Source organism: Enterobacter sp. EGD-HP1, from assembly GCF_000733275.2.
Classification (GTDB): Bacteria; Pseudomonadota; Gammaproteobacteria; order Enterobacterales; family Enterobacteriaceae; genus Enterobacter.
On the sequence record NZ_AVOP01000036.1, the window covers coordinates 163,913 to 185,986 of the forward strand.

The following is a 22,074-nucleotide window of genomic DNA, read 5'->3' on the forward strand; positions in this document are numbered from 1 at the left end:
CCATCAATGAGAAAAAACCCCCGACAGGCGGGGGTTGAGGAGGAGTTGAAGTAAACGCGACGATTACGCGTTAGCTTCCTTAACTTCGCGGATGCGGTCCTGATACTCGCGCAGCTTCTGCGGGGTCATCATTCGACGCTGATCGTCGAGCACCACGCCGCCGACTTCGTCCGCGATGTGCTGAGCGGACTGCAGCATCAGCTTAAAGTTTTGCAGTTCGTCGCCGTAGGACGGCACCTGCATAAAGATAGTCACGCCCGGGGTGACGAAATCACCGGTCATTTCCGGATCAAAGGTGCCTGGGTTAACCATGTTGGCCAGGCTGAACAGCGCCGGGCCGCTACCGTCAGGGCTCAGGTGGCGATGGAAAATGTTCATATCGCCAAACTTGAAGCCTGCCTGTTGAATACTGTTAAGCAGCACGTCACCGTTGAGATGGCTACCGTGATGCGCGGCCACGTTCATGATGATCACCGCTTCTTTACGCTGCGGTTTTTCAACAACTGGCTCTGGCTCGACAACGGGCTCAGGCTCAACGTGCGGGGCCGGAGCAGGCTGAGGCGCAGGCTGCACGTGAACAGGCTGCTGCGGCTGTTGTACCGGCTGAGCAGGCTGTTGCTGCACGGGCTGCTGTACCGGTTGCTGTTGAACCGGCTGGGCAGGCTGCTGATAGACAGGCTGTTGCGGCGGCTGGCGCACCGGCTCTTCCACAGGCTGCGGCGCTGGCTGGCGCGGCTGTGCAGAAGCATACGGCGGTTGATACTGGTGCTGCGAAGGACGAGGCGCTTCATGCTCCCCATGGCCTGCGCCGGGCGCAGTATTGACCCGATGAACACGAACTTCACCCACGCCGTCGTCATCGCTGCCGTCGATGTCATCTTCACTGTCATCGTCGTCACGACTGGACTTCATGCGCTTCAGTGGGCGATCGCGAAACATCGAGGAACGCTCTTTACGGCTGGTCCAGAAACCATGTACCAGTAAAGCGATTATGGCGATCGCGCCAACAATGATTAATATCAGACGCAAATCCTGCATCATTATATTCTCTGTTGTTCTAACACCTTGCCACCACGGCAAACATTTACTCACTAAGAGTATTTGCCGTTTACGTCAAGTGCAAGTGTGTGCAGAGCATTCACAGCATAAAGATGAAGGAAATCGTGCTTTTTGCTGGTTTTTCGAACATTTCCGAACTGGTCATTGCTCCGTAAGTGGATAATATAGGCGGGCAATTCCACTGGTTGTGTAAAAAGGAGTACAGCCTGTCTATGGTTTCAACATCTTCTTCTCCCCCGCGCAGCGGCGTCTGGTATTTTTCTCAGGGCTGGAAACTGGTCTCCCTGCCGGGGATTCGACGCTTCGTGATTCTGCCGCTGTTGATCAATATTATTCTGATGGGCGGTGCGTTCTGGTGGCTGTTCACAAAGCTGGAGATCTGGATCCCGTCGCTAATGAGCCATGTGCCGAACTGGCTTCAGTGGCTTAACTACCTGCTCTGGCCGGTGGCGGTGATCTCCGTGCTGCTGGTATTTGGGTACTTCTTTTCGACGATTGCCAACTGGATAGCCGCACCGTTTAACGGTCTGCTGGCGGAACAGCTGGAAGCGCGGCTTACTGGCGCGACGCCGCCGGACACGGGCGTGCTGGGGATCATGAAAGATCTGCCACGCATCATGAAGCGCGAGTGGCAGAAGTTTGCCTGGTACCTGCCCCGCGCGATTGTGCTGCTTATCCTCTATTTTGTGCCAGGCATTGGCCAGACGGTGGCACCGGTGCTGTGGTTCCTGTTCAGCGCCTGGATGCTGGCCATCCAGTACTGCGATTATCCGTTCGATAACCACAAGGTGCCGTTTAAAACGATGCGCACCGCCCTGCGCAGCCAGAAGGTCGCCAATATGCAGTTTGGCGCACTGACCAGCCTGTTCACCATGATTCCCTTCCTGAATCTGTTCATCATGCCTGTCGCCGTCTGCGGCGCGACGGCGATGTGGGTCGACTGCTACCGTGCTAAGCACGCGTTATGGAAATAATGCAAAAATGTGTAAAGCAGGGGTGGCTTATGCCGCCCCTTATTCCATACTGATCCCCATTATTTCCTTGCAGTATATAGATATGCGAATTCCTTACTTCCCCCTACCTGCTTAGCAGGTATGCTGGGTCGGTATCCCAATTTCATACAGTTAAGGACAGGCCATGAGTAAGATTTATGAAGACAACTCGCTGACTATCGGTCATACGCCCCTGGTTCGACTGAACCGTATCGGTAATGGACGCATTCTGGCGAAGGTCGAATCACGTAACCCGAGCTTCAGCGTAAAATGCCGTATCGGTGCAAACATGATTTGGGATGCTGAAAAACGTGGCGTACTGAAGCCAGGCGTTGAGCTGGTGGAACCGACCAGCGGCAATACCGGTATCGCTCTGGCCTATGTGGCTGCCGCGCGCGGCTACAAGTTAACGCTGACCATGCCAGAGACCATGAGCATCGAGCGTCGTAAGCTGCTCAAAGCGCTGGGCGCGAACCTCGTTCTGACCGAAGGCGCGAAGGGCATGAAAGGTGCCATTCAGAAAGCTGAAGAGATTGTGGCCAGCGATCCGGCGAAATATCTGCTGCTGCAGCAGTTCAGCAACCCGGCTAACCCGGAAATTCACGAGAAGACCACCGGTCCGGAAATCTGGGAAGATACCGACGGCCAGGTTGACGTCTTTATCTCCGGCGTGGGTACCGGCGGTACGCTGACCGGCGTGTCACGCTATATTAAAGGCACCAAAGGTAAAAAAGACCTGATCACCGTTGCCGTTGAGCCGACTGACTCACCGGTTATCACCCAGGCACTGGCGGGTGAAGAGCTTAAACCAGGCCCGCATAAAATCCAGGGTATTGGCGCAGGCTTCATTCCGGGCAACCTGGATCTGAAGCTGATCGATAAAGTGGTTACCATCACTAACGAAGAAGCCATCTCTACCGCGCGTCGCCTGATGGACGAAGAGGGCATTCTGGCGGGTATCTCTTCCGGTGCAGCCGTTGCGGCAGCGCTCAAACTTCAGGAAGATGAAGCCTTTACCAATAAGAATATTGTGGTTATCCTTCCTTCCTCGGGTGAGCGTTACTTGAGCACCGCACTGTTTGCCGATCTGTTTACCGAAAAAGAGCTGCAACAGTAGTGCCAGCATGTTAATAACGCGTAAAAAAGCACCTTTTCAGGTGCTTTTTTGTGGCCTGCTTCAAACTTTTGCCCCTCCTGGCATTGCTTCACCCCGTTGGGTCTGGTATTTAAACCAGCAATTATTTTGATGCGTGAAATTAATCAGTGAACGAAATAGCCTTGCTGAATCGATTTTATGATTTGGTTCAAGTCTTGCTTTCGCTGCATAATGTTTAATGACGATCGAAACGTCAGCGCTAACAATACAGGCTAAAGTTCAGTCGCCAGGCTAGACTTTAGTTCCACAACACTAAACCTATAAGTTGGGGAAATACAATGTTCCAGCAAGAAGTTACCATTACCGCTCCGAACGGTCTGCACACCCGCCCTGCTGCTCAGTTTGTTAAAGAAGCAAAAGGCTTCACTTCTGAAATCACTGTGACTTCCAACGGCAAAAGCGCGAGCGCAAAAAGCCTGTTCAAACTGCAGACTCTGGGACTGACTCAGGGCACCGTTGTCACCATCTCTGCAGAAGGTGAAGACGAGCAGAAAGCAGTTGAGCATCTGGTAAAACTGATGGCTGAGCTCGAGTAAGTTTCCGGGTTCTTTTAAATATCAGTCACAAGTAAGGTAGGGTTATGATTTCAGGCATTTTAGCATCCCCGGGTATCGCTTTCGGCAAAGCACTGCTGCTGAAAGAAGACGAGATCGTCATCGACCGGAAAAAAATTTCTGCCGACAAGGTTGATCAGGAAGTTGAACGTTTTCTGAGCGGTCGTGCCAAGGCATCTGCGCAACTGGAAGCAATCAAAACTAAAGCTGGCGAAACTTTCGGTGAAGAAAAAGAAGCCATCTTCGAAGGGCACATCATGCTGCTCGAAGATGAGGAGCTGGAGCAGGAAATCATAGCCCTGATTAAAGATAAAGGCATGACGGCCGACGCGGCTGCGCATGAAGTTATCGAAGGTCAGGCAACTGCCCTGGAAGAACTGGATGATGAATACCTGAAAGAGCGTGCGGCCGACGTACGTGACATCGGTAAGCGCCTGCTGCGCAACATCCTGGGCCTGGCCATCATCGACCTGAGCGCGATTCAGGATGAAGTGATCCTGGTTGCCGCTGACCTCACCCCGTCTGAAACTGCACAGCTGAACCTGAAAAAGGTCCTCGGTTTCATCACCGACGCGGGCGGCCGTACCTCCCACACCTCAATCATGGCGCGCTCTCTGGAACTGCCTGCCATCGTGGGTACCGGTAGCGTCACCTCTCAGGTGAAAAACGGCGACTATCTGATTCTGGATGCCGTAAACAATCTGGTTTACGTCAACCCAACCAATGAAGAGATCGATAAACTGCGCGCGGTTCAGGAGCAGGTTGCGACTGAAAAAGCGGAACTCGCTAAGCTGAAAGACCTGCCGGCCATCACCCTGGACGGTCATCAGGTAGAAGTGTGCGCAAACATCGGTACCGTCCGCGACGTTGATGGCGCTGAGCGCAACGGTGCGGAAGGCGTAGGTCTCTATCGTACAGAATTCCTGTTCATGGACCGCGACGCGCTGCCAACGGAAGAAGAGCAGTTTGCTGCCTATAAAGCCGTGGCTGAAGCGTGTGGCTCTCAGGCGGTTATCGTCCGTACCATGGACATCGGTGGCGACAAAGAGCTGCCGTACATGAACTTCCCGAAAGAAGAGAACCCGTTCCTGGGCTGGCGTGCAATCCGTATCGCGATGGATCGTAAAGAGATCCTGCGTGACCAGGTTCGCGCGATCCTGCGTGCCTCTGCTTTCGGTAAACTGCGCATCATGTTCCCGATGATCATCTCTGTTGAAGAAGTGCGTGCACTGAAGAAAGAGATCGAAATCTACAAACAGGAACTGCGCGACGAAGGTAAAGCGTTTGACGAGTCAATCGAGATCGGCGTGATGGTGGAAACACCTGCGGCGGCGACCATTGCGCGTCATTTAGCCAAAGAAGTTGATTTCTTTAGTATCGGCACCAATGATTTAACGCAGTACACCCTGGCAGTTGACCGTGGTAATGATATGATTTCACATCTCTACCAGCCAATGTCACCGTCCGTACTGAACTTGATCAAGCAAGTTATTGATGCTTCTCATGCAGAAGGTAAATGGACTGGCATGTGTGGTGAGCTTGCAGGCGACGAACGTGCTACACTTCTGTTGCTGGGTATGGGTCTGGACGAATTCTCTATGAGCGCCATTTCCATCCCGCGCATTAAGAAGATTATCCGTAACACGAACTTCGAAGATGCGAAGGTGTTAGCAGAGCAGGCTCTTGCTCAACCGACAACGGACGAGTTAATGACGCTGGTTAACAAGTTCATTGAAGAAAAAACAATCTGCTAATCCACGAGATGCGGCCCAAATTACTGCTTAGGAGAAGATCATGGGTTTGTTCGATAAACTGAAATCTCTGGTTTCTGATGATAAGAAAGACTCCGGAACTATTGAGATTGTTGCTCCGCTCTCCGGCGAGATCGTCAACATCGAAGACGTGCCGGATGTAGTGTTTGCTGAGAAAATCGTTGGTGATGGCATTGCTATCAAACCAACTGGCAACAAAATGGTTGCTCCAGTTGACGGCACCATCGGTAAAATTTTTGAAACCAACCATGCGTTCTCTATCGAATCCGATAGCGGTATCGAACTGTTCGTTCACTTCGGTATCGACACCGTTGAACTGAAAGGCGAAGGCTTCAAACGTATCGCGGAAGAAGGCCAGCGTGTTAAAGTTGGCGACCCGGTGATTGAATTCGATCTGCCACTGCTGGAAGAAAAAGCCAAGTCTACCCTGACGCCGGTTGTTATCTCCAACATGGACGAAATCAAAGAACTGATCAAACTGTCTGGCAGCGTCACCGTGGGTGAAACCCCGGTTATCCGCATCAAGAAGTAATTCTTGCCGCACAGAAAAATGGCGCCTTCGGGCGCCATTTTTGTTTATGCGGGGAGGATAAGCTCGTCGTAGCCTTTCGACTGCGTATACAGCATCACGTCGGTCACCCGATCGCCCGCCATGCGAATGGCATCGGCAACGGTTTTTCCCTCAACAATTCCGCTCACCAGCTCTGAACAGAACAGGTCGCCCGTCCCTTTCAGATCGGTTTCTACCCGCGGATGCGCGCTGACGGTCATGCCTTCATTCGTCACTAGCACCACGTGGATGTTTTCCGGGTCATCGGCCACCGGCGCGCTGGTGATCGCCACCCATTTCAGACTGTCGGAGAGCAGTCCCTGCGCCGCCGCGATGGCGCTTTCGGGCGTGCGGCAGGTTTTGCCGCTTAACACTTCCAGCTCATAGACGTTTGGCGTGATCCCCTGCGCCAGCGGCAGCAGGTGCTCCCGATACGCCTGCGGGATCTCAGGCTTAACGTACATACCGCTGTCGATGTCGCCGATAACCGGGTCGACCAGCACGAGCAGGTCAGGATGCTGCGCTTTGACCGCCTTCAGCCATTGAGCCAGCAGGACGATCTGGCTGGCGCTGCCCATATAGCCAGTGGTCACCGCCTTAAGCTCGCGCAGTATCTCGCGCTCTTCCAGCGCCTTAAGGTAGCCGCTGAACCACTCGTCGGGGATCACCCCACCATAAAACGTGTCGTAGTGCGGTGTGTTGCTAAACAGTACTGTCGGCACGGCGGTAACGTTCAGCCTGTGGGTACGAATATTCGGTACCGCAATGCTGTTCCCCACGCTACCGTAAACCACCTGCGACTGCACGGCGACAATGTCGGTTTGCTGCGCCCGGGTATTATCCCGGAATAGAATCATCTCCATGACGCTTAAATCCCCGCCCCCTGCGAATAACTCTCTTCACCAAAGACGCCGGTAGACAGATAGCGATCGCCGCGATCGCAAATAATCGCCACCACTACGGCACCCGGGTTTGCCTGCGCTACCCGAATCGCACCCGCTACCGCGCCGCCCGAGCTGACCCCGCAGAAGATACCTTCGCGCACGGCCAGCTCACGCATGGTATTTTCCGCCTCGCGCTGGTGAAGATCCAGCACCTGGTCCACAAGCTGCGCATTAAAGATGCCGGGCATATACTCCGCCGGCCAGCGGCGAATGCCCGGAATGCTGCTCCCCTCTTCCGGCTGGAGGCCAACGATGGTGACGGCTTTTTCCTGCTCGCGCAGAAAACGCGATACGCCGGTAATGGTGCCGGTGGTGCCCATGCTGGAGACAAAATGGGTGATACGCCCGTCGGTTTGCTGCCAGATTTCCGGGCCGGTGGTGGTGTAGTGCGCGTACGGGTTGTCCGGGTTGTTGAACTGATCGAGCAGTTTACCTTCACCGCGCTCGGCCATTTCTAACGCTAAGTCGCGTGCGCCTTCCATTCCCTGCTCTTTAGTCACCAGAATCAGCTCCGCCCCGTAGGCACGCATCGCGGCGCGGCGCTCCTGACTCATGTTGTCCGGCATCAGCAGCTTCATGCGGTAGCCTTTCAGCGCGGCAATCATCGCCAGGGCGATACCGGTGTTGCCGCTGGTGGCCTCAATCAGCACGTCGCCTGGCTTTATCTCGCCGCGTTTTTCGGCCTGGACAATCATCGACAGCGCCGCGCGGTCTTTCACCGACCCCGCCGGGTTATTGCCTTCGAGTTTGACCCAGATTTCGCTGCCGTTGTCCGGACCCATGCGCTGAAGCTTGACCAGAGGAGTGTTGCCGATGGTGTGTTCTAATGTATTCATGATCGCTGTCCAATAAAAAGCCCGGTGGCGCTTCGCTTACCGGGCCTACAGACGTCATATTGTAGGCCGGGTAAGCGCAGCGCCACCCGGCAAAACTACGTAATCCTAACCTATCAGGCTGACTCCGCCAGAGCAATATCCTCGCGCGTCTCGATGCGCTCCTTCCCGTGATAAATACGGGCATGCTGCAGCCCGACAAACAGGCGCTCACCCCGGTGCGGCGGCACGTCGTCGCGCATGACCACGGTCAGCGGCTCGGTATACCAGCCCAGCGGCTGTACCACCAATTGGGTGTAGTGACCTTTAGGGCTAGCTTCCAGCACCTGCACCGGCAGCGGTGAATCCAGGCTGGTACGGCGGCTCACGTCCACTTCCCACGGACGCAGGAACAGATCGACCGGCCCCTGATGCGCGGAGGTATAGCCCAGCGGCCAGCGGTGCGCGCCAACGTGGAACTGTCCACCGCGAATGGTGCCCTGCAGACGGTTCACCTCGCCCATAAACTCCAGCACGAAGCGGGTCGCCGGTTCACGCCAGAGCTGCTCCGGTTCGTCAACCTGCTCAATGTTGCCCTGGCTCATGACCACCACGCGATCCGCGACTTCCATCGCCTCTTCCTGATCGTGGGTCACGAAGACGCTGGTGAACTTCAGCTCTTCATGCAGCTGGCGCAGCCAGCGGCGCAGCTCTTTACGCACCTGCGCATCCAGCGCGCCGAAGGGTTCATCCAGCAAAAGAATTTGCGGCTCAACGGCCAGCGCGCGCGCCAGCGCCACGCGCTGTTTCTGCCCGCCGGACAGCTGGGCCGGGAAACGGTCCGCCAGGTGAGCCAGCTGCACCATCTCCAGCAGCTTGGTCACTTTCGCCTTAATGGTTGCCGCATCCGGACGCTCGCGACGCGGCAGCACGGTCAGGCCAAACGCGATGTTGTCGAACACGGTCATGTGGCGGAACAGCGCGTAATGCTGGAACACAAAACCTACTTTACGATCGCGGGCGTGCAGGCGGCTCACGTCGGTGCCGTGAAAGCGGATGTGCCCGCTGGTCTGATGCTCAAGCCCGGCGATAATACGCAGCAGCGTGGTTTTACCCGAGCCAGACGGCCCCAGCAGCGCCACCATTTGTCCGGAAGGGATATCCAGCGAGATATCATTCAGCACCTGGGTGCGACCAAAAGACTTCTTAATATTGGCAATCTCAATGCTCATGATTTCCCTCCTGATGCTGACGTTTTTCCTGATTTTCTAAACGCCACTGCACCACACTCTTCAAAAACAGGGTCAAAATGGCCATCAGCGTCAGCAACGCTGCGGCAGTAAACGAGCCGATGGTGTTGTAGTCCTGCTGCAGCAGCTCAATCTGTAGCGGCAGCGACAGGGTTTCACCCCGGATGGAGCCAGAGACGACGGACACGGCGCCGAACTCACCAATCGCGCGGGCGTTGGTCAGCACCACGCCGTAAAGCAGCGCCCAGCGGATATTCGGCAGCGTGACGCGACGGAACATCTGCCAGCCAGAAGCGCCAAGCAGCACCGCCGCTTCGTCTTCGTTGCTCCCCTGACTTAACATCACCGGCACCAGCTCACGCACCACAAACGGACAGGTCACGAAGATGGTTACCAGCACCATGCCCGGCCAGGCGAACATGATCTGCAGGTTATGCTCGTCCAGCCAGCCGCCCAATGGGCCGTTGGAGCCGTAAAAGAGCAGGTACACGAGACCCGCCACCACCGGCGATACGGCGAAAGGAATGTCCAGCAGGGTCAGCAGCAGCTGACGTCCCGGGAAGTTGAAGCGGGTCACCAGCCAGGCCAACAGGGTCCCGAACACGAGGTTCACCGGCACAGTGATCAACGCAATCAGCACGGTCAGCCAGATGGCATGCAGCATATCCGGGTTCGCCAGGTTTTCCAGCGCGGGCATCAGGCCCTTGCTGAACGCCTGAACGAAGATATAAATCGTCGGCACGACGAGGATGAGGCCGGAAACCAGCACGCCCACGCCAATCAGAAACCATTTGCCCCAGTTAATGCGGGGCGCATCGTATCGCTTCAATTGCGTAACTTCCGCCATCAGTGACCTACCACACGTCGACCAAAGCGACTTTGCAGAGTGTTAATCGAGTACAGCAGCAGCAGCGAGGCCGCCAGGATCACCGAGGCAATTGCGCTCGCCGCCGGATAATCAAACTCCTGCAAACGGATAAAAATCATCAGCGAGGTGACTTCTGTTTTCCAGGCGATGTTCCCGGCGATAAAAATCACCGCGCCGAACTCACCGAGGCTGCGGGTAAACGACAGCGCAACGCCCGCCATCAGCGCCGGAGAGAGTTCCGGCAGAACCACCTTACGGAAGCTCTGCCAGCGCGTGGCGCCCAGCGTTTCCGCCGCTTCTTCGTATTCCGGACCCAACTCTTCCAGCACCGGCTGCACGGTACGCACCACAAACGGGATGCTGGTAAAGGCCATCGCCACCGCGATACCGAGCCAGGTGTAGGTCACTTTGATATCAAATTTCGCCAGCCACTCGCCGTACAGCCCGTTCACAGAGAAGAGCGACGCGAGGGTTAAGCCTGCCACCGCCGTCGGCAGCGCAAACGGCAGATCCATCAGAGCGTCAAGCAGCGTGCGGCCCGGGAAGCGATAGCGGGTTAAGATCCACGCCATCAGCAGGCCAAACACGCCGTTAAAAATGGAGGCGACAAACGCCGACAGCAGCGTCACCTTATAGGCCGCCACCACCTGCGGGTTGGTGACCACGTCCCAATACTGCGCCCAGCTCATCTGAGCAAGCTGCATCACCAGCGCGCTGAGCGGCAACAGCAGGATCAGGCAGACGAACAGCAGGCTGGTCCCGAGGCTTAAGGTAAAGCCCGGCAGCACGCGTTTTGTCGAAACTGCAAACATCACTTATGCCCCGCCGCCAGCAGTTTGTCTAACTCACCGCCGCTGGCAAAATGCGTTTTCATCACATCAGGCCAGGCGCCGAAATGATCTTCCACGCGGAACAAATCGGTCTGCGGGAACTTATCTTTCAGCTTGTTCATCACGTCCGGGTTATTCACGCGATAGTAATAATCGGTAATGATGGTCTGCGCCTGCGGACTGTACAGGTAGTTGAGATAGGCTTTTGCCGCTTTCTCGGTACCGTTTGCCTGCACGTTTTTATCCACCCACGCCACCGGGAACTCGGCCAGGATGTTGGTTTTCGGGATAACGACCTCAAAGCCCTGCGCTTCATACTGTTTACGGATGTTATTCACTTCCGATTCAAAGCTGATCAGCACATCGCCGAGACCGCGTTCTGCGAAGGTCGTGGTCGCCCCACGGCCGCCGGTATCAAACACTTCGACGTTTTTCAGGAACTGGGTCATGAACTGCTCGGTTTTGGCTTTATCGTTACCGTCAGCCTTGTCCGCCGCGCCCCATGCGGCTAAATAGGTATAACGCGCGTTACCGGAGGTTTTTGGGTTCGGGAAAATCAGCTTCACGTCGGAACGCACCAGGTCGCTCCAGTCGTGGATATTCTTCGGGTTGCCCTTACGCACCAGGAAGCCCATGGTGGAATAGAACGGGGAACTGTTATTTGGCAGTCGGCTCTGCCAGTCCGCTGGGATCAGCTTGCCTTTGTCGTGCAGGATCTGCACGTCAGTCACCTGGTTGTAGGTCACCACATCCGCTTTCAGGCCCTGCAAAATCGCCAGCGCCTGCTTGGACGACCCGGCGTGGGACTGTTTAATAGTCAGCTTATCGCCGTTGTTGTCTTTCGCCCACTGCTGTTCAAACGGTGGATTAAGGGCGGCAAACAGCTCGCGGGAGACGTCATACGAACTGTTTAACAGTTCCGTCGCCTGCGCCTGTGCCACCAGCAGTAAACCTGCCAGCGCCAGAGTTCCTTTTTTCAGTACAGTAACGGCCATTGCGCACCCTTATAAATGTGATGACTATCTTATAGTCATAATATTTATAACGGGGATGAAAGGAGTAACGGTTTTATATACCGTTTGGTGATTTAGAAGCAGAAAAGGGAATAAGGGGTGCGGCCTGATGCCCTCACCCCGGCCCTCTCCCACAGGGAGAGGGAGAAAGGCCATTAAAGCGCCAGCAGACGCTCAACGGACGGCGCAAAGTAGTAGCCGCCGGTCACCGGTTTGGTGAAGCGCAGCATGGCGTCACGCTTGCCGTCGGTATCACCGAACATGCTCAGCAGCTGCTGCTCAATGTTATACAGGCGCGCGCAGTAGGCGCAGAAGTAAAGGCCGTGCGTGCCGCTTGCCGTGCCGTACGGCAGGCTCTGGCGAACAATCTTCAGCCCTTTGCCATCTTCTTTCAGGTCAACGCGGGTCAGGTGAGAGGTAACCGGACGGTCGTCGCCGTCGATCTCTTCGTTGGCTTCTTTAGTACGACCAATCATCATCTCCTGGTCGTGCACGCTCATGCGGTTAAGCTGCTTGAGGTTGTGCTCCCAGCGCTGCACGAACACGTAGCTGCCGCCTGCGTCCACGCCGTCTTTAATCACCGCCACGTCGCGACGAACTTCCTCACCCGCCGGGTTTTCCGTCCCGTCGACGAAGCCGCTCAGATCGCGTTCTTCGACCCAGCGGAAGCCGTGAACCTCTTCCTGCACCTCAATGCTGTCGCCAAAAGCCGCTACTGCCGCCTGGGCAACCGAAAAGTTCACGTCGTGACGCAGGGAGAGAATGTGGATCAGCACGTCGTATTGGGTCGCCGGAGCCAGACCTTTGCCGTAAGGGATGAAGTCTTTCAGCTCTTCCGCCCCTTCGCCGCCGCTCAGCTGACGCCAGACGTTATTGCCGAAGGCAACAACGGCGCCGAGGTGGGCCTCCGGGAATTTGGCCTGGAAGGTCGCCAGCTTATCAACAAACGCTTTACTGGCCGCACGCAGGGCATCCACGTCCCCTTTTACATTGGCTTCAATCCAAATCGCCGCGCGGCAATGTTCTGGCAAAATGCCACTCTGAACCTGAGACATCGCTCCTCCTGAAATAAAGATGCCACGTCAGCGTGGCATTGATGGCGGGTATTATACCCGGATTTCAGCGAGGCGGTTTGTTCAGGCGCAAATTACTGCTGCCAGAGTATTTTGCTCACCTTCCAACCCTTCAGCGTGTCGTCAGACGGCATCAATCCTTCCGGACCGCTCCAGGTGCCGGTGAAGACATAGCTGATGTGCTGGCTGCCTTCAGCCTTACATTCCACCGCGACCTTGTCGTCAGACGGCGCGCTGGTGCAGTTGCCAAAGGCCTGCTTATAAAGTTCGCTAAACGGCGTACCCACTTTCACACCGCTCGCCGTTGGAATATCTTCATCCATCACGGCGATTCGGTTTACCGTGCCTTTGTCACCGTTAATCACCAGCGCCAGCTTGTCGCCCTTCAGCGCTTCGTAATAGCGAACAATATTGCCATTCTCCGTTTTCATGCCGCTGCGCAGGCGATAATCACTGCCGATGGCATCCTGAATGGCATCCTGATCCAGTGCCGTCGAGGCGGTGATTTTCCCCACGCCCTGCTCGGTCACTTCCGTTGATGAGCCGAACCAGTTCCACGGATACGCGGCGGACCAGTTAATGGAGGAGAGCGTCGAACAGCCGGTCAACGCCAGCGGGAGAGCGCATAAAAGTAAACGCAGCGATTTCATTGAAACGTCCTTTCTTGTTAAATCAACGCTTGTTGGAGTGCGGCATCGGCAAAAAGTGCCGGATTAATCATCCTGATGCGCAAAACAGGCGCGAAGACGCGGGTTGGTCAGCAGCCACAGCAGGGCCACAATATCGGCAACCACCAGCGCAACGCCGGTGCCCGTCAGCGGTTCACCGTACCACCAGAGTACCGGCTGCCAGAAGAGCAGCGCAACCTGGGCGAGGATCAGCAGCCAGCGAAGCGCGCGCCAAAAACGGGGGATCGCCTGCCGTCGTCCGCTGCATAAAAAAGCGACCACCGCCGGTACGCCCGGCAGCAAGCCGAGCCAGAAGGCGTCATGATCGGGATAAAAGAGATTCAGCAGCGTGTCGCCCTGCCCGCGCGACGCGGCGGCCATCACAAACAGCACCCAGGTCCGGGCCTGCAGCAGCAAAACGCACCAGAATAAAAAGGGCAGCCTGACGCGGCCCTGCGCGTCATAGTCTGCCGGGTGGATCTCAGTACTCTTCATCTTCGATCAGACGCTTTCCTAAACTCAGCACGTCAGAATGCTCGTAACCCAGACGCTCATACATGCCCAGCACCACGTCGTTATCTTCCCGCACCATGATCTGGATTTTTGGGCAGCCGCGGGCGATAAGCTTCTTCTCGAGCCGGTTCAGCAGCGCATTGGCAATGCCGCGGCCACGGTATTCCGGGTGGACGCCCAGATAATAGGCCGAGCCGCGGTGGCCGTCGTAACCGCCCATCACCGTTCCCACGACCACGCCATTGACTTCCGCGACCAGAAACAGACTGACGTCGTGGTTCACCTTACGTTCGATATCCATTTCCGGATCGTTCCACGGACGCAGCAGATCGCAGCGCTCCCAAAGGGTGATCACCTCTTCGAAATCTTCCTGGCGAAAAACGCGTATCTCCATGGTATTAACCGCCTTTTCGGGTTTAAAAACAGTGATTATGGCGCGAAGCACGCCTTTAGCCAATAACCGGGGAAAATCTCGCCAAAATTTGGCATAATGTCACTTTGTCACGTATTGAAATGAAAAGTAAAACAATTCTCAATATGGACTGTCGTAACGGGAAACACGATACGATATAACACCAGGACCCCTTTTTTTAGTATTCAGGCCGCATGAGCACATTCAAACCATTAAAAGCACTCACATCGCGTCGTCAGGTTCTCAAAGCGGGGCTGGCGGCCTTAACGTTAACGGGCATCGCAAAGCAGGCTCAGGCGAAAGACGAGAGCACGCTCAAAACCAGTAACGGACACAGCAAACCGAAAACCAAAAAGCCGGGCGCGAAGCGTCTGGTGATGCTCGACCCGGGCCACGGCGGTATTGATACCGGCGCCATCGGCAAAAACGGGTCGAAAGAAAAACACGTCGTGCTGGCGATTGCAAAAAATGTGCGCGCAATTTTACGCAGCAACGGTATTGACGCCCGTCTGACGCGCTCTGGCGATACCTTTATTCCACTGTATGACCGCGTAGAGATCGCCCACCAGCATGGGGCGGATCTGTTTATGTCGATTCACGCGGACGGCTTTACCAACCCTTCCGCGGCCGGCGCCTCGGTGTTTGCGCTTTCCAACCGCGGCGCCAGTAGCGCCATGGCAAAATACCTCTCCGACCGCGAAAACCGGGCGGATGAAGTCGCCGGGAAGAAAGCCACCGACAAAGATCATCTGCTGCAGCAGGTGCTGTTCGACCTCGTGCAGACGGATACGATCAAAAACAGCCTGACGCTCGGCTCGCATATTCTGAAGAAGATTAAGCCCGTGCATCGCCTGCACAGCAGGAGCACCGAACAGGCAGCATTTGTAGTGCTGAAATCACCGTCCATCCCGTCCGTGCTGGTGGAAACCTCCTTCATTACCAACCCGGAAGAAGAGCGACTGCTCGGCACCACGGCGTTTCGTCAGAAGATCGCCAACGCCATCGCCTCCGGCATTATCAGCTACTTCAACTGGTTCGATAACCAGAAAGCGCACTCCAGGAAACGTTGATGAAACCCGATGCTCAACTGGTAAAAACCTTCCTGCTGCAGCTGCAGGATGAGATCTGCCAGAAACTGGCCGCCGCAGACGGCGGTGAATTTCAGGAAGATAGCTGGCAGCGCGAGGCCGGGGGCGGCGGGCGCAGCCGCGTGCTGCGAAACGGCGGCATCTTCGAACAGGCGGGCGTCAATTTTTCCCACGTGCACGGCGACGCCATGCCCGCATCGGCGACGGCGCACCGTCCTGAGCTGGCGGGCCGCAGCTTCGAAGCGATGGGCGTCTCGCTGGTGGTGCATCCGCACAACCCGTTTGTGCCCACCAGCCACGCCAACGTGCGCTTTTTCATTGCGGAAAAACCGGGGGCCGATCCGGTCTGGTGGTTCGGCGGCGGTTTCGACTTAACGCCCTACTACGGCTTTGAAGAAGATGCCGTGCACTGGCACACCACCGCGCGGGATCTTTGCCTGCCGTTTGGCGAAGACGTCTACCCGAAATTTAAAAAGTGGTGCGACGACTACTTTTACCTGAAGCACCGCGACGAGCAGCGCGGCATCGGCGGGCTGTTCTTTGACGATCTCAATACGCCTGATTTTGATACCGCATTCAGCTTTATGCGCGCGGTGGGTGAAGGCTATACCGACGCGTATCTTCCCATCGTCGAGCGCCGTAAAAACACTGACTACGGCGTGCGCGAGCGTGAGTTCCAGCTTTACCGCCGCGGGCGCTACGTGGAGTTCAACCTGGTGTGGGATCGCGGGACGCTGTTCGGCCTGCAGACCGGCGGGCGCACGGAGTCAATTCTGATGTCGATGCCGCCGCTGGTGCGCTGGGAGTACTGCTACGAACCAAAAGAAGGCAGCCCGGAGGCTGCCTTGAGGGAGTTTATTCAGGTTCGGGACTGGGTGTAACTGCCGGATGGCGCTGCGCTTATCCGTCCTGGTCAACCCGTAGGTCGGGTAAGCGAACGCTCCACCCGACACGCAGCGATTACAGCGGCTGCGTCTGCGCCTCAACCACCGCCAGCGCCACCATATTCACGATACGACGCACAGAGGCAATCGGCGTTAACACATGCACCGGTTTCGCCACGCCCATCAGTACCGGTCCTACGGTCACCCCTTCAGAGCTGGAGACGCGCAGCAGGTTATAGCTGATACGCGCCGCTTCCACGTTCGGCATAATCAGTATGTTGGCCGATCCCTTCAGCGGGCTGTCCGGCATACGTTCGTTACGGATGCTCTCCACCAGCGCGGCATCACCGTGCATCTCCCCGTCAATCATCAGCTCCGGCGCGCGCTCGCGCACCAGCTCCAGCGTCTGACGCATTTTGCAGGCCGCCGCGGATTTAGACGAACCAAAGTTAGAATGCGACAGCAACGCCACCTTCGGCTCAATACCAAAGCGACGCACGGTCTCGGCGGCCATCACGGTGATCTCCGCCAGCTCGTCCGGGGTCGGATCGTCGTTAACGTAGGTATCCGCAATAAAGGTGTTGCCGCTCGGCAGCAGCAGCGCGTTCATCGCCCCGGCGGTATGGACGCCGTCGCGATAGCCGAAGATCTCCTGCACCACGCTAAAGTGCTCGTGGTAATCGCCTATGGTGCCGCAGATCAGCGCATCCGCCTCGCCGCGATGCACCATGATCGCGCCGATCACCGTCGTGTTGCTGATGACGGCCTTCTGCGCCTGCTCCTGGGTGATCCCCCGGCGCTTCATGATCGCGTAGTATTCGCTCCAGTACTCTTTGAAGCGCGGATCGGATTCGTTGTTCACGATCTCGAAGTCCACGCCCGGCTTGATCTGCAGGCCCAGCTTCTGAATACGCATCTCAATTACGCTCGGACGACCAATCAGGATCGGTTTCGCCAGGCCTAAGGTGATCAGCTCCTGGGTGGCGTGCAGCACGCGCGCCTCTTCCCCTTCCGCCAGCACCACGCGCTTCGCGTCGGCGCGCGCCTGGGAGAAGATCGGCTTCATAAACAGGTTCGTTTTATAGACAAACTCGGTGAGCTTATCGACGTACGCGTCGAAATCGTGAATCGGACGCGTCGCCACACCGGAGTCCATCGCCGCTTTGGCTACCGCTGGGGCAATCTTAACAATCAGACGCGGGTCGAACGGTTTTGGAATGATGTAGTCCGGGCCGAAGCTCAGATCCTGATCGCCGTACGCAGACGCGACCACTTCGCTCTGCTCGGCGTGGGCCAGCTCCGCGATGGCGTGAACGGCGGCCAGCTTCATCTCTTCGTTGATCGCCGTTGCGCCGACGTCCAGCGCACCGCGGAAGATGAACGGGAAGCAGAGCACGTTGTTGACCTGGTTCGGGTAGTCCGAACGGCCGGTACAGATGATGGCGTCTTCACGCACCGCTTTCGCCAGCGGCGGCAGGATTTCCGGCTCAGGGTTCGCCAGGGCCAGGATCATTGGCGCACGCGCCATCTTCTTCACCATCTCCTGGGTCAGGACTTTCGGACCGGAGCAGCCGAGGAAGATATCCGCGCCGTCGATCACGTCGTCCAGGGTGCGTTTACCGTCGTCGTCGACCGCGTACGCCGCTTTGGTTTCCGCCATGTTCGGCTCGCGGTCTTTATAGATAACGCCCTTGGAGTCGCAGACCACAATGTTGTGTTTCTGCATCCCCAGCGCCACCAGCAGGTTCATACAGGCGATGGCCGCGGCGCCTGCGCCAGAGACCACCATGCGCACGTCGGAGAGATTTTTCTCGACCACGCGCAGGCCGTTGAGAATCGCGGCGGTGCTGATAATCGCGGTGCCGTGCTGGTCATCGTGGAACACGGGAATGTTCATACGCTCGCGCAGCTTCTGCTCGATATAGAAACATTCCGGCGCTTTGATGTCTTCCAGGTTGATCCCGCCGAAGGTTGGCTCCAGCGCGGCCACCACGTTGATGAATTTGTCAGGATCGAGTTCGTCCACCTCGATATCGAACACGTCGATACCGGCGAATTTCTTGAACAGTACCCCCTTCCCTTCCATCACCGGCTTACCGGCCAGCGCGCCGATGTTGCCCAGCCCCAGCACCGCCGTGCCGTTAGAGATCACGGCGACAAGGTTGCCGCGCGCGGTATATTTGTAGGCCGCCAGCGGGTCTTTTTCGATTTCCAGACACGGGGCAGCGACGCCCGGCGAATAGGCCAGCGCCAGATCGCGCTGGGTTGCCAGCGGCTTGGTTGGGGAGACCTGGATTTTCCCCGGAACAGGAAACTCGTGAAAATCGAGGGCACTCTGTTTTAACTGCTCATCCATCTTATTTTTCCTTTCACGTATCGGTCAAAAGGGTGACGTAAGCGATCCTGATGCACACCCTGGTGTGCCGCCTAGTATCGCCTCAGGCCGCCTCCTAAACTTTGAAGGCAGCCAAACTCTCACCATCACACATTAAAAATTGTTATCAATTTATAACAGCCATGTTACCCGTCTCAAAAGCAATGCCTCCCCCGTCTGCTATGCTTTTTTGTTAAGTCCATCATGATTTTCTCAGAAGTGTGAACTAACGCACTCATCTAACTCTTTTATTTCCAAGGAGTAATTATTTATGAACCAGCTAGACGGCATCAAAAAATTCACCACCGTGGTTGCAGACAGCGGCGATATCGAGTCGATTCGTCACTATCAGCCTGAGGACGCGACCACCAACCCTTCGCTACTGCTCAAAGCGGCCGGGCTTGCCCATTTTAGTCATCTGATTGATGACGCCATTACCTACGGTAAACAGCGCGGGAAAACGCAGGAGCAGCAGGTCGCCGAAGCCAGCGACAAGCTGGCGGTTAATTTCGGTGCGGAAATTCTTAAAAGTATCCCGGGGCGCGTCTCAACCGAAGTCGACGCGCGCCTCTCGTTCGATACAGAAAAGAGCATTAATAAGGCGCGTCGTCTGGTGGAACTCTACCAGGAACAGGGAATCGATAAATCACGCATTCTGATCAAGCTCGCCTCCACCTGGGAAGGCATCCGCGCGGCAGAGGTGCTGGAAAAGGAGGGTATCCACTGCAACCTGACGCTGCTGTTCTCGTTTGCCCAGGCGCGCGCCTGCGCTGAAGCGGGCGTGTTCCTCGTCTCGCCGTTTGTCGGGCGCATCTACGACTGGTATCAGGCAAAACAGCCGATGGACCCGTACGTGGTGGATGAGGATCCGGGCGTGAAATCAGTCCGTAATATCTACGACTACTACAAACAGCACCGCTACGAAACCATCGTGATGGGCGCCAGCTTCCGCCGTACCGAGCAGATCCTCGCCCTGGCAGGCTGCGACCGTCTAACCATCTCCCCTAACCTGCTCCAGGAGCTACAGGACAAAGAAGAAACGGTGATCCGCAAGCTGGTGCCGACCTCCACCGTTCTGCCAAAACCAAAAGCCATGACCGAAGCGGAGTTCCGCTGGGAGCACAATCAGGACGCCATGGCCGTGGAAAAACTGGCGGAAGGTATCCGCCTGTTCGCCGTCGACCAGCGCAAACTTGAAGATCTTCTCGCCGCCAAACTTTAACCCTGCCACGGAGTGAACTATGTCCCGTAAAGAGCTAGCCAATGCCATTCGCGCCCTCAGCATGGATGCCGTGCAAAAAGCCAATTCCGGCCACCCCGGCGCGCCGATGGGCATGGCTGATATTGCCGAAGTGCTGTGGAACGACTTTTTGAAGCACAACCCCAACGACCCAACCTGGTACGATCGCGACCGCTTTATTCTCTCCAACGGTCACGCCTCAATGCTGCTCTACAGCCTGCTGCACCTCTCCGGCTACGATCTGCCGCTTGAGGAGCTGAAAAACTTCCGCCAGCTCCACTCCAAAACGCCGGGGCACCCGGAGATTGGCTATACGCCAGGGGTGGAGACCACCACCGGACCGCTCGGTCAGGGGCTGGCCAATGCGGTCGGACTGGCAATTGCCGAGCGTACGCTGGCGGCGCAGTTTAACCAGCCGGACCACGAGATTGTCGATCACTACACCTACGTGTTTATGGGCGACGGCTGCCTGATGGAGGGGATCTCCCACGAGGTCTGTTCCCTGGCGGGCACGCTGGGGCTCGGCAAGCTGATTGGCTTCTACGATCACAACGGCATCTCCATCGACGGGGAGACCGAAGGCTGGTTTACCGACGACACGGCAAAACGCTTTGAAGCCTACCACTGGCACGTGGTGCACGAGATCGACGGCCACGACCCCGAGGCGGTGAAAAAAGCGATTCAGGAAGCGCAGAGCGTGAAGGACAAACCGTCGCTGATTATCTGCCGTACGGTCATCGGCTTCGGCTCGCCGAACAAGGCGGGCAAAGAGGAGGCGCACGGCGCGGCGCTGGGCGAGGAGGAAGTCGCGCTGACCCGACAAAAGCTGGGGTGGAAACATCCACCGTTTGAGATCCCGAAAGAGATCTACAGAGCCTGGGATGCCCGTGAAGACGGTGAGAAAGCCCAGCAGGCCTGGAACGAGAAGTTTGCCGCCTACAAAAAAGCACACCCGGAGCTGGCGGCAGAGTTTTCCCGCCGCATGAGCGGCGGCCTGCCGGAGGACTGGGACGATAAAACCCAGGCGCTGATTGAAAACCTGCAGTCCAACCCGGCGAAAATCGCCACCCGCAAGGCGTCGCAAAATACCCTGAACGCAATCGGCCCTCTTCTGCCCGAACTGCTCGGCGGCTCGGCGGACCTGGCGCCGAGTAACCTGACCATCTGGTCCGGCTCGAAATCGCTCAAAGAGGATATTGCCGGGAACTATATCCACTACGGCGTGCGCGAGTTTGGCATGACCGCCATTGCCAACGGCATCGCCCATCACGGCGGCTTCGTGCCCTACACCGCCACCTTCCTGATGTTCGTCGAGTATGCCCGTAACGCGGCGCGCATGGCGGCCTTAATGAAGGCACGGCAGATTATGGTCTACACCCACGACTCCATCGGGCTGGGGGAAGACGGGCCTACGCACCAGGCGGTTGAACAGCTGGCGAGCCTGCGCCTGACGCCCAACTTCAGCACCTGGCGTCCGTGCGATCAGGTCGAAGCGGCGGTGGGCTGGAAGCTGGCGGTGGAACGCCATAATGGCCCAACGGCACTGATTCTGTCCCGCCAGAACCTGGCGCAGATTGAGCGTACTCCGGAGCAGGTGAAAAACATTGCCCGCGGCGGCTACATCCTGAAGGACAGCGGCGGCAAGCCGGACGTGATCCTGATTGCGACCGGCTCCGAGGTGGAAATCACGGTGAAAGCGGCGGAGAAACTGACCGCCGAAGGCCACGCGGTGCGCGTGGTGTCCCTGCCCTCAACGGATATCTTTGACGCCCAGGACGAGGCGTACCGGGAATCGGTCCTGCCGTCCAGCGTCGCGGCGCGCGTGGCGGTGGAAGCCGGGATTGCCGACTACTGGTACAAGTATGTCGGGCTCAAAGGGGCGATTGTCGGCATGCGAGGTTACGGTGAGTCCGCCCCAGCCGATAAGCTGTTCCCGTACTTCGGCTTTACCGTTGAGAACGTGGTAGAGAAGGCGCTGAGCGTGATCTAGTGCGGCCTGCGTGCCCGGTGGCGCTACGCTTA

The 22,074-nt window shown here is 56.9% G+C and carries 21 protein-coding genes; 9 read left to right on the forward strand and 12 right to left on the reverse strand.

The genetic code is table 11. The annotated features are described in order from the left end of the window. Window positions 1-63: 63 nt before the first annotated feature. Complete coding sequence (gene zipA, locus N037_RS22055; RefSeq protein ID WP_023332952.1) at window positions 64-1,041, reverse strand: cell division protein ZipA; 978 nt, start codon at window positions 1,039-1,041, stop codon at window positions 64-66. A gap of 230 nt (window positions 1,042-1,271) precedes the next feature. On the opposite strand from zipA, the gene cysZ reads away from it, so the two are divergent. The 5 genes from cysZ (at window position 1,272) to crr (ending at window position 6,065) form a co-directional block, all read left to right on the forward strand. Then, the gene (gene cysZ, locus N037_RS22060) at window positions 1,272-2,033 is read left to right on the forward strand and encodes a sulfate transporter CysZ (RefSeq protein WP_032643535.1); all 762 of its coding nucleotides are present in this window, start codon (window positions 1,272-1,274) and stop codon (window positions 2,031-2,033) included. Window positions 2,034-2,196: 163 nt separating this feature from the next. Then, window positions 2,197-3,168 (forward strand): cysteine synthase A, encoded by a 972-nt coding sequence (gene cysK, locus N037_RS22065; RefSeq protein WP_014884739.1) that lies wholly within the window; start codon window positions 2,197-2,199, stop codon window positions 3,166-3,168. 317 nt (window positions 3,169-3,485) lie between these two features. Further along, window positions 3,486-3,743 carry a phosphocarrier protein Hpr gene (ptsH, locus tag N037_RS22070; RefSeq protein WP_000487600.1) on the forward strand — a complete coding sequence of 86 codons (258 nt, stop codon included), beginning with the start codon at window positions 3,486-3,488 and terminating at the stop codon, window positions 3,741-3,743. Between the two features lie 44 nt (window positions 3,744-3,787). Continuing rightward, the gene (ptsI, locus tag N037_RS22075; protein WP_023332954.1) at window positions 3,788-5,515 is read left to right on the forward strand and encodes a phosphoenolpyruvate-protein phosphotransferase PtsI; all 1,728 of its coding nucleotides are present in this window, start codon (window positions 3,788-3,790) and stop codon (window positions 5,513-5,515) included. Between the two features lie 40 nt (window positions 5,516-5,555). Beyond that, window positions 5,556-6,065: a PTS glucose transporter subunit IIA gene (gene crr / locus N037_RS22080; RefSeq protein ID WP_003861316.1), complete on the forward strand. Its 510-nt coding sequence runs from the start codon at window positions 5,556-5,558 to the stop codon at window positions 6,063-6,065. A 44-nt stretch (window positions 6,066-6,109) separates the two neighbouring features. Here the strand turns inward: crr and pdxK are convergent, their stop codons facing one another. From pdxK to N037_RS22130, 10 genes are all read right to left on the reverse strand, one after another. Next, window positions 6,110-6,946 (reverse strand): pyridoxine/pyridoxal/pyridoxamine kinase, encoded by an 837-nt coding sequence (pdxK, locus tag N037_RS22085; protein WP_032643537.1) that lies wholly within the window; start codon window positions 6,944-6,946, stop codon window positions 6,110-6,112. A gap of 5 nt (window positions 6,947-6,951) precedes the next feature. Next, a complete protein-coding gene (gene cysM, locus N037_RS22090) occupies window positions 6,952-7,863 on the reverse strand; it encodes a cysteine synthase CysM (protein WP_032643539.1) in 912 nt (303 codons plus the stop codon). A 113-nt stretch (window positions 7,864-7,976) separates the two neighbouring features. Beyond that, on the reverse strand, window positions 7,977-9,071 hold the full coding sequence (gene cysA / locus N037_RS22095; protein WP_008501607.1) for a sulfate/thiosulfate ABC transporter ATP-binding protein CysA: 1,095 nt from the start codon (window positions 9,069-9,071) through the stop codon (window positions 7,977-7,979). After that, entirely contained in the window at window positions 9,061-9,936 is an 876-nt protein-coding gene (gene cysW / locus N037_RS22100) for a sulfate/thiosulfate ABC transporter permease CysW (RefSeq protein WP_023332957.1), read from the reverse strand. The genes cysA and cysW overlap by 11 nt, the downstream gene beginning before the upstream one ends. Then, on the reverse strand, window positions 9,936-10,769 hold the full coding sequence (gene cysT / locus N037_RS22105; protein ID WP_004123378.1) for a sulfate/thiosulfate ABC transporter permease CysT: 834 nt from the start codon (window positions 10,767-10,769) through the stop codon (window positions 9,936-9,938). Before cysT ends, cysW begins: the two co-directional genes overlap by 1 nt. Beyond that, complete coding sequence (locus N037_RS22110) at window positions 10,769-11,782, reverse strand: sulfate ABC transporter substrate-binding protein (RefSeq protein WP_032643542.1); 1,014 nt, start codon at window positions 11,780-11,782, stop codon at window positions 10,769-10,771. Before N037_RS22110 ends, cysT begins: the two co-directional genes overlap by 1 nt. 173 nt (window positions 11,783-11,955) lie before the next feature. Next, window positions 11,956-12,855 (reverse strand): Dyp-type peroxidase, encoded by a 900-nt coding sequence (locus N037_RS22115; protein WP_023332959.1) that lies wholly within the window; start codon window positions 12,853-12,855, stop codon window positions 11,956-11,958. Between the two features lie 92 nt (window positions 12,856-12,947). Next, window positions 12,948-13,523: an RpoE-regulated lipoprotein gene (locus tag N037_RS22120; RefSeq protein WP_032643545.1), complete on the reverse strand. Its 576-nt coding sequence runs from the start codon at window positions 13,521-13,523 to the stop codon at window positions 12,948-12,950. A 63-nt stretch (window positions 13,524-13,586) separates the two neighbouring features. Further along, on the reverse strand, window positions 13,587-14,036 hold the full coding sequence (locus N037_RS22125; protein WP_023332961.1) for a DUF2919 domain-containing protein: 450 nt from the start codon (window positions 14,034-14,036) through the stop codon (window positions 13,587-13,589). Then, a complete protein-coding gene (locus tag N037_RS22130; RefSeq protein ID WP_023332962.1) occupies window positions 14,023-14,448 on the reverse strand; it encodes a GNAT family acetyltransferase in 426 nt (141 codons plus the stop codon). The genes N037_RS22125 and N037_RS22130 overlap by 14 nt, the downstream gene beginning before the upstream one ends. A 212-nt stretch (window positions 14,449-14,660) precedes the next feature. On the opposite strand from N037_RS22130, the gene amiA reads away from it, so the two are divergent. Together amiA and hemF are read left to right on the forward strand one after the other, a co-directional pair. Further along, a complete protein-coding gene (gene amiA / locus N037_RS22135; RefSeq protein ID WP_008501615.1) occupies window positions 14,661-15,536 on the forward strand; it encodes an N-acetylmuramoyl-L-alanine amidase AmiA in 876 nt (291 codons plus the stop codon). Beyond that, window positions 15,536-16,435, forward strand: coding sequence for an oxygen-dependent coproporphyrinogen oxidase (gene hemF, locus N037_RS22140; protein WP_023332964.1), 900 nt, complete (start codon window positions 15,536-15,538; stop codon window positions 16,433-16,435). Before amiA ends, hemF begins: the two co-directional genes overlap by 1 nt. Window positions 16,436-16,514: 79 nt before the next feature. On the opposite strand, the gene maeB is transcribed toward hemF, so the two are convergent. After that, window positions 16,515-18,794, reverse strand: coding sequence for an NADP-dependent oxaloacetate-decarboxylating malate dehydrogenase (gene maeB / locus N037_RS22145; protein WP_023308741.1), 2,280 nt, complete (start codon window positions 18,792-18,794; stop codon window positions 16,515-16,517). A gap of 289 nt (window positions 18,795-19,083) precedes the next feature. Between maeB and tal the strand changes: the two genes are divergently transcribed. Beyond that, entirely contained in the window at window positions 19,084-20,034 is a 951-nt protein-coding gene (tal, locus tag N037_RS22150) for a transaldolase (RefSeq protein ID WP_023332966.1), read from the forward strand. Window positions 20,035-20,053: 19 nt separating this feature from the next. Continuing rightward, the gene (tkt, locus tag N037_RS22155; protein WP_032643548.1) at window positions 20,054-22,042 is read left to right on the forward strand and encodes a transketolase; all 1,989 of its coding nucleotides are present in this window, start codon (window positions 20,054-20,056) and stop codon (window positions 22,040-22,042) included. Window positions 22,043-22,074: the final 32 nt, after the last annotated feature.

Excerpts from the sequence above, each read along its gene's own strand:
- N037_RS22110 (WP_032643542.1), bottom strand. The coding sequence starts at position 11,782 with ATGGCCGTTACTGTACTGAAAAAAGGAACTCTGGCGCTGGCAGGTTTA.
- cysZ (WP_032643535.1), top strand. The coding sequence starts at position 1,272 with ATGGTTTCAACATCTTCTTCTCCCCCGCGCAGCGGCGTCTGGTATTTT.
- cysT (WP_004123378.1), bottom strand. The coding sequence starts at position 10,769 with ATGTTTGCAGTTTCGACAAAACGCGTGCTGCCGGGCTTTACCTTAAGC.
- N037_RS22130 (WP_023332962.1), bottom strand. The coding sequence starts at position 14,448 with ATGGAGATACGCGTTTTTCGCCAGGAAGATTTCGAAGAGGTGATCACC.
- pdxK (WP_032643537.1), bottom strand. The coding sequence starts at position 6,946 with ATGGAGATGATTCTATTCCGGGATAATACCCGGGCGCAGCAAACCGAC.
- crr (WP_003861316.1), top strand. The coding sequence starts at position 5,556 with ATGGGTTTGTTCGATAAACTGAAATCTCTGGTTTCTGATGATAAGAAA.
- N037_RS22120 (WP_032643545.1), bottom strand. The coding sequence starts at position 13,523 with ATGAAATCGCTGCGTTTACTTTTATGCGCTCTCCCGCTGGCGTTGACC.
- ptsI (WP_023332954.1), top strand. The coding sequence starts at position 3,788 with ATGATTTCAGGCATTTTAGCATCCCCGGGTATCGCTTTCGGCAAAGCA.
- maeB (WP_023308741.1), bottom strand. The coding sequence starts at position 18,794 with ATGGATGAGCAGTTAAAACAGAGTGCCCTCGATTTTCACGAGTTTCCT.
- N037_RS22115 (WP_023332959.1), bottom strand. The coding sequence starts at position 12,855 with ATGTCTCAGGTTCAGAGTGGCATTTTGCCAGAACATTGCCGCGCGGCG.
- tal (WP_023332966.1), top strand. The coding sequence starts at position 19,084 with ATGAACCAGCTAGACGGCATCAAAAAATTCACCACCGTGGTTGCAGAC.
- tkt (WP_032643548.1), top strand. The coding sequence starts at position 20,054 with ATGTCCCGTAAAGAGCTAGCCAATGCCATTCGCGCCCTCAGCATGGAT.
- cysK (WP_014884739.1), top strand. The coding sequence starts at position 2,197 with ATGAGTAAGATTTATGAAGACAACTCGCTGACTATCGGTCATACGCCC.
- ptsH (WP_000487600.1), top strand. The coding sequence starts at position 3,486 with ATGTTCCAGCAAGAAGTTACCATTACCGCTCCGAACGGTCTGCACACC.
- N037_RS22125 (WP_023332961.1), bottom strand. The coding sequence starts at position 14,036 with ATGAAGAGTACTGAGATCCACCCGGCAGACTATGACGCGCAGGGCCGC.
- cysA (WP_008501607.1), bottom strand. The coding sequence starts at position 9,071 with ATGAGCATTGAGATTGCCAATATTAAGAAGTCTTTTGGTCGCACCCAG.
- zipA (WP_023332952.1), bottom strand. The coding sequence starts at position 1,041 with ATGATGCAGGATTTGCGTCTGATATTAATCATTGTTGGCGCGATCGCC.
- amiA (WP_008501615.1), top strand. The coding sequence starts at position 14,661 with ATGAGCACATTCAAACCATTAAAAGCACTCACATCGCGTCGTCAGGTT.
- hemF (WP_023332964.1), top strand. The coding sequence starts at position 15,536 with ATGAAACCCGATGCTCAACTGGTAAAAACCTTCCTGCTGCAGCTGCAG.
- cysM (WP_032643539.1), bottom strand. The coding sequence starts at position 7,863 with ATGAATACATTAGAACACACCATCGGCAACACTCCTCTGGTCAAGCTT.
- cysW (WP_023332957.1), bottom strand. The coding sequence starts at position 9,936 with ATGGCGGAAGTTACGCAATTGAAGCGATACGATGCGCCCCGCATTAAC.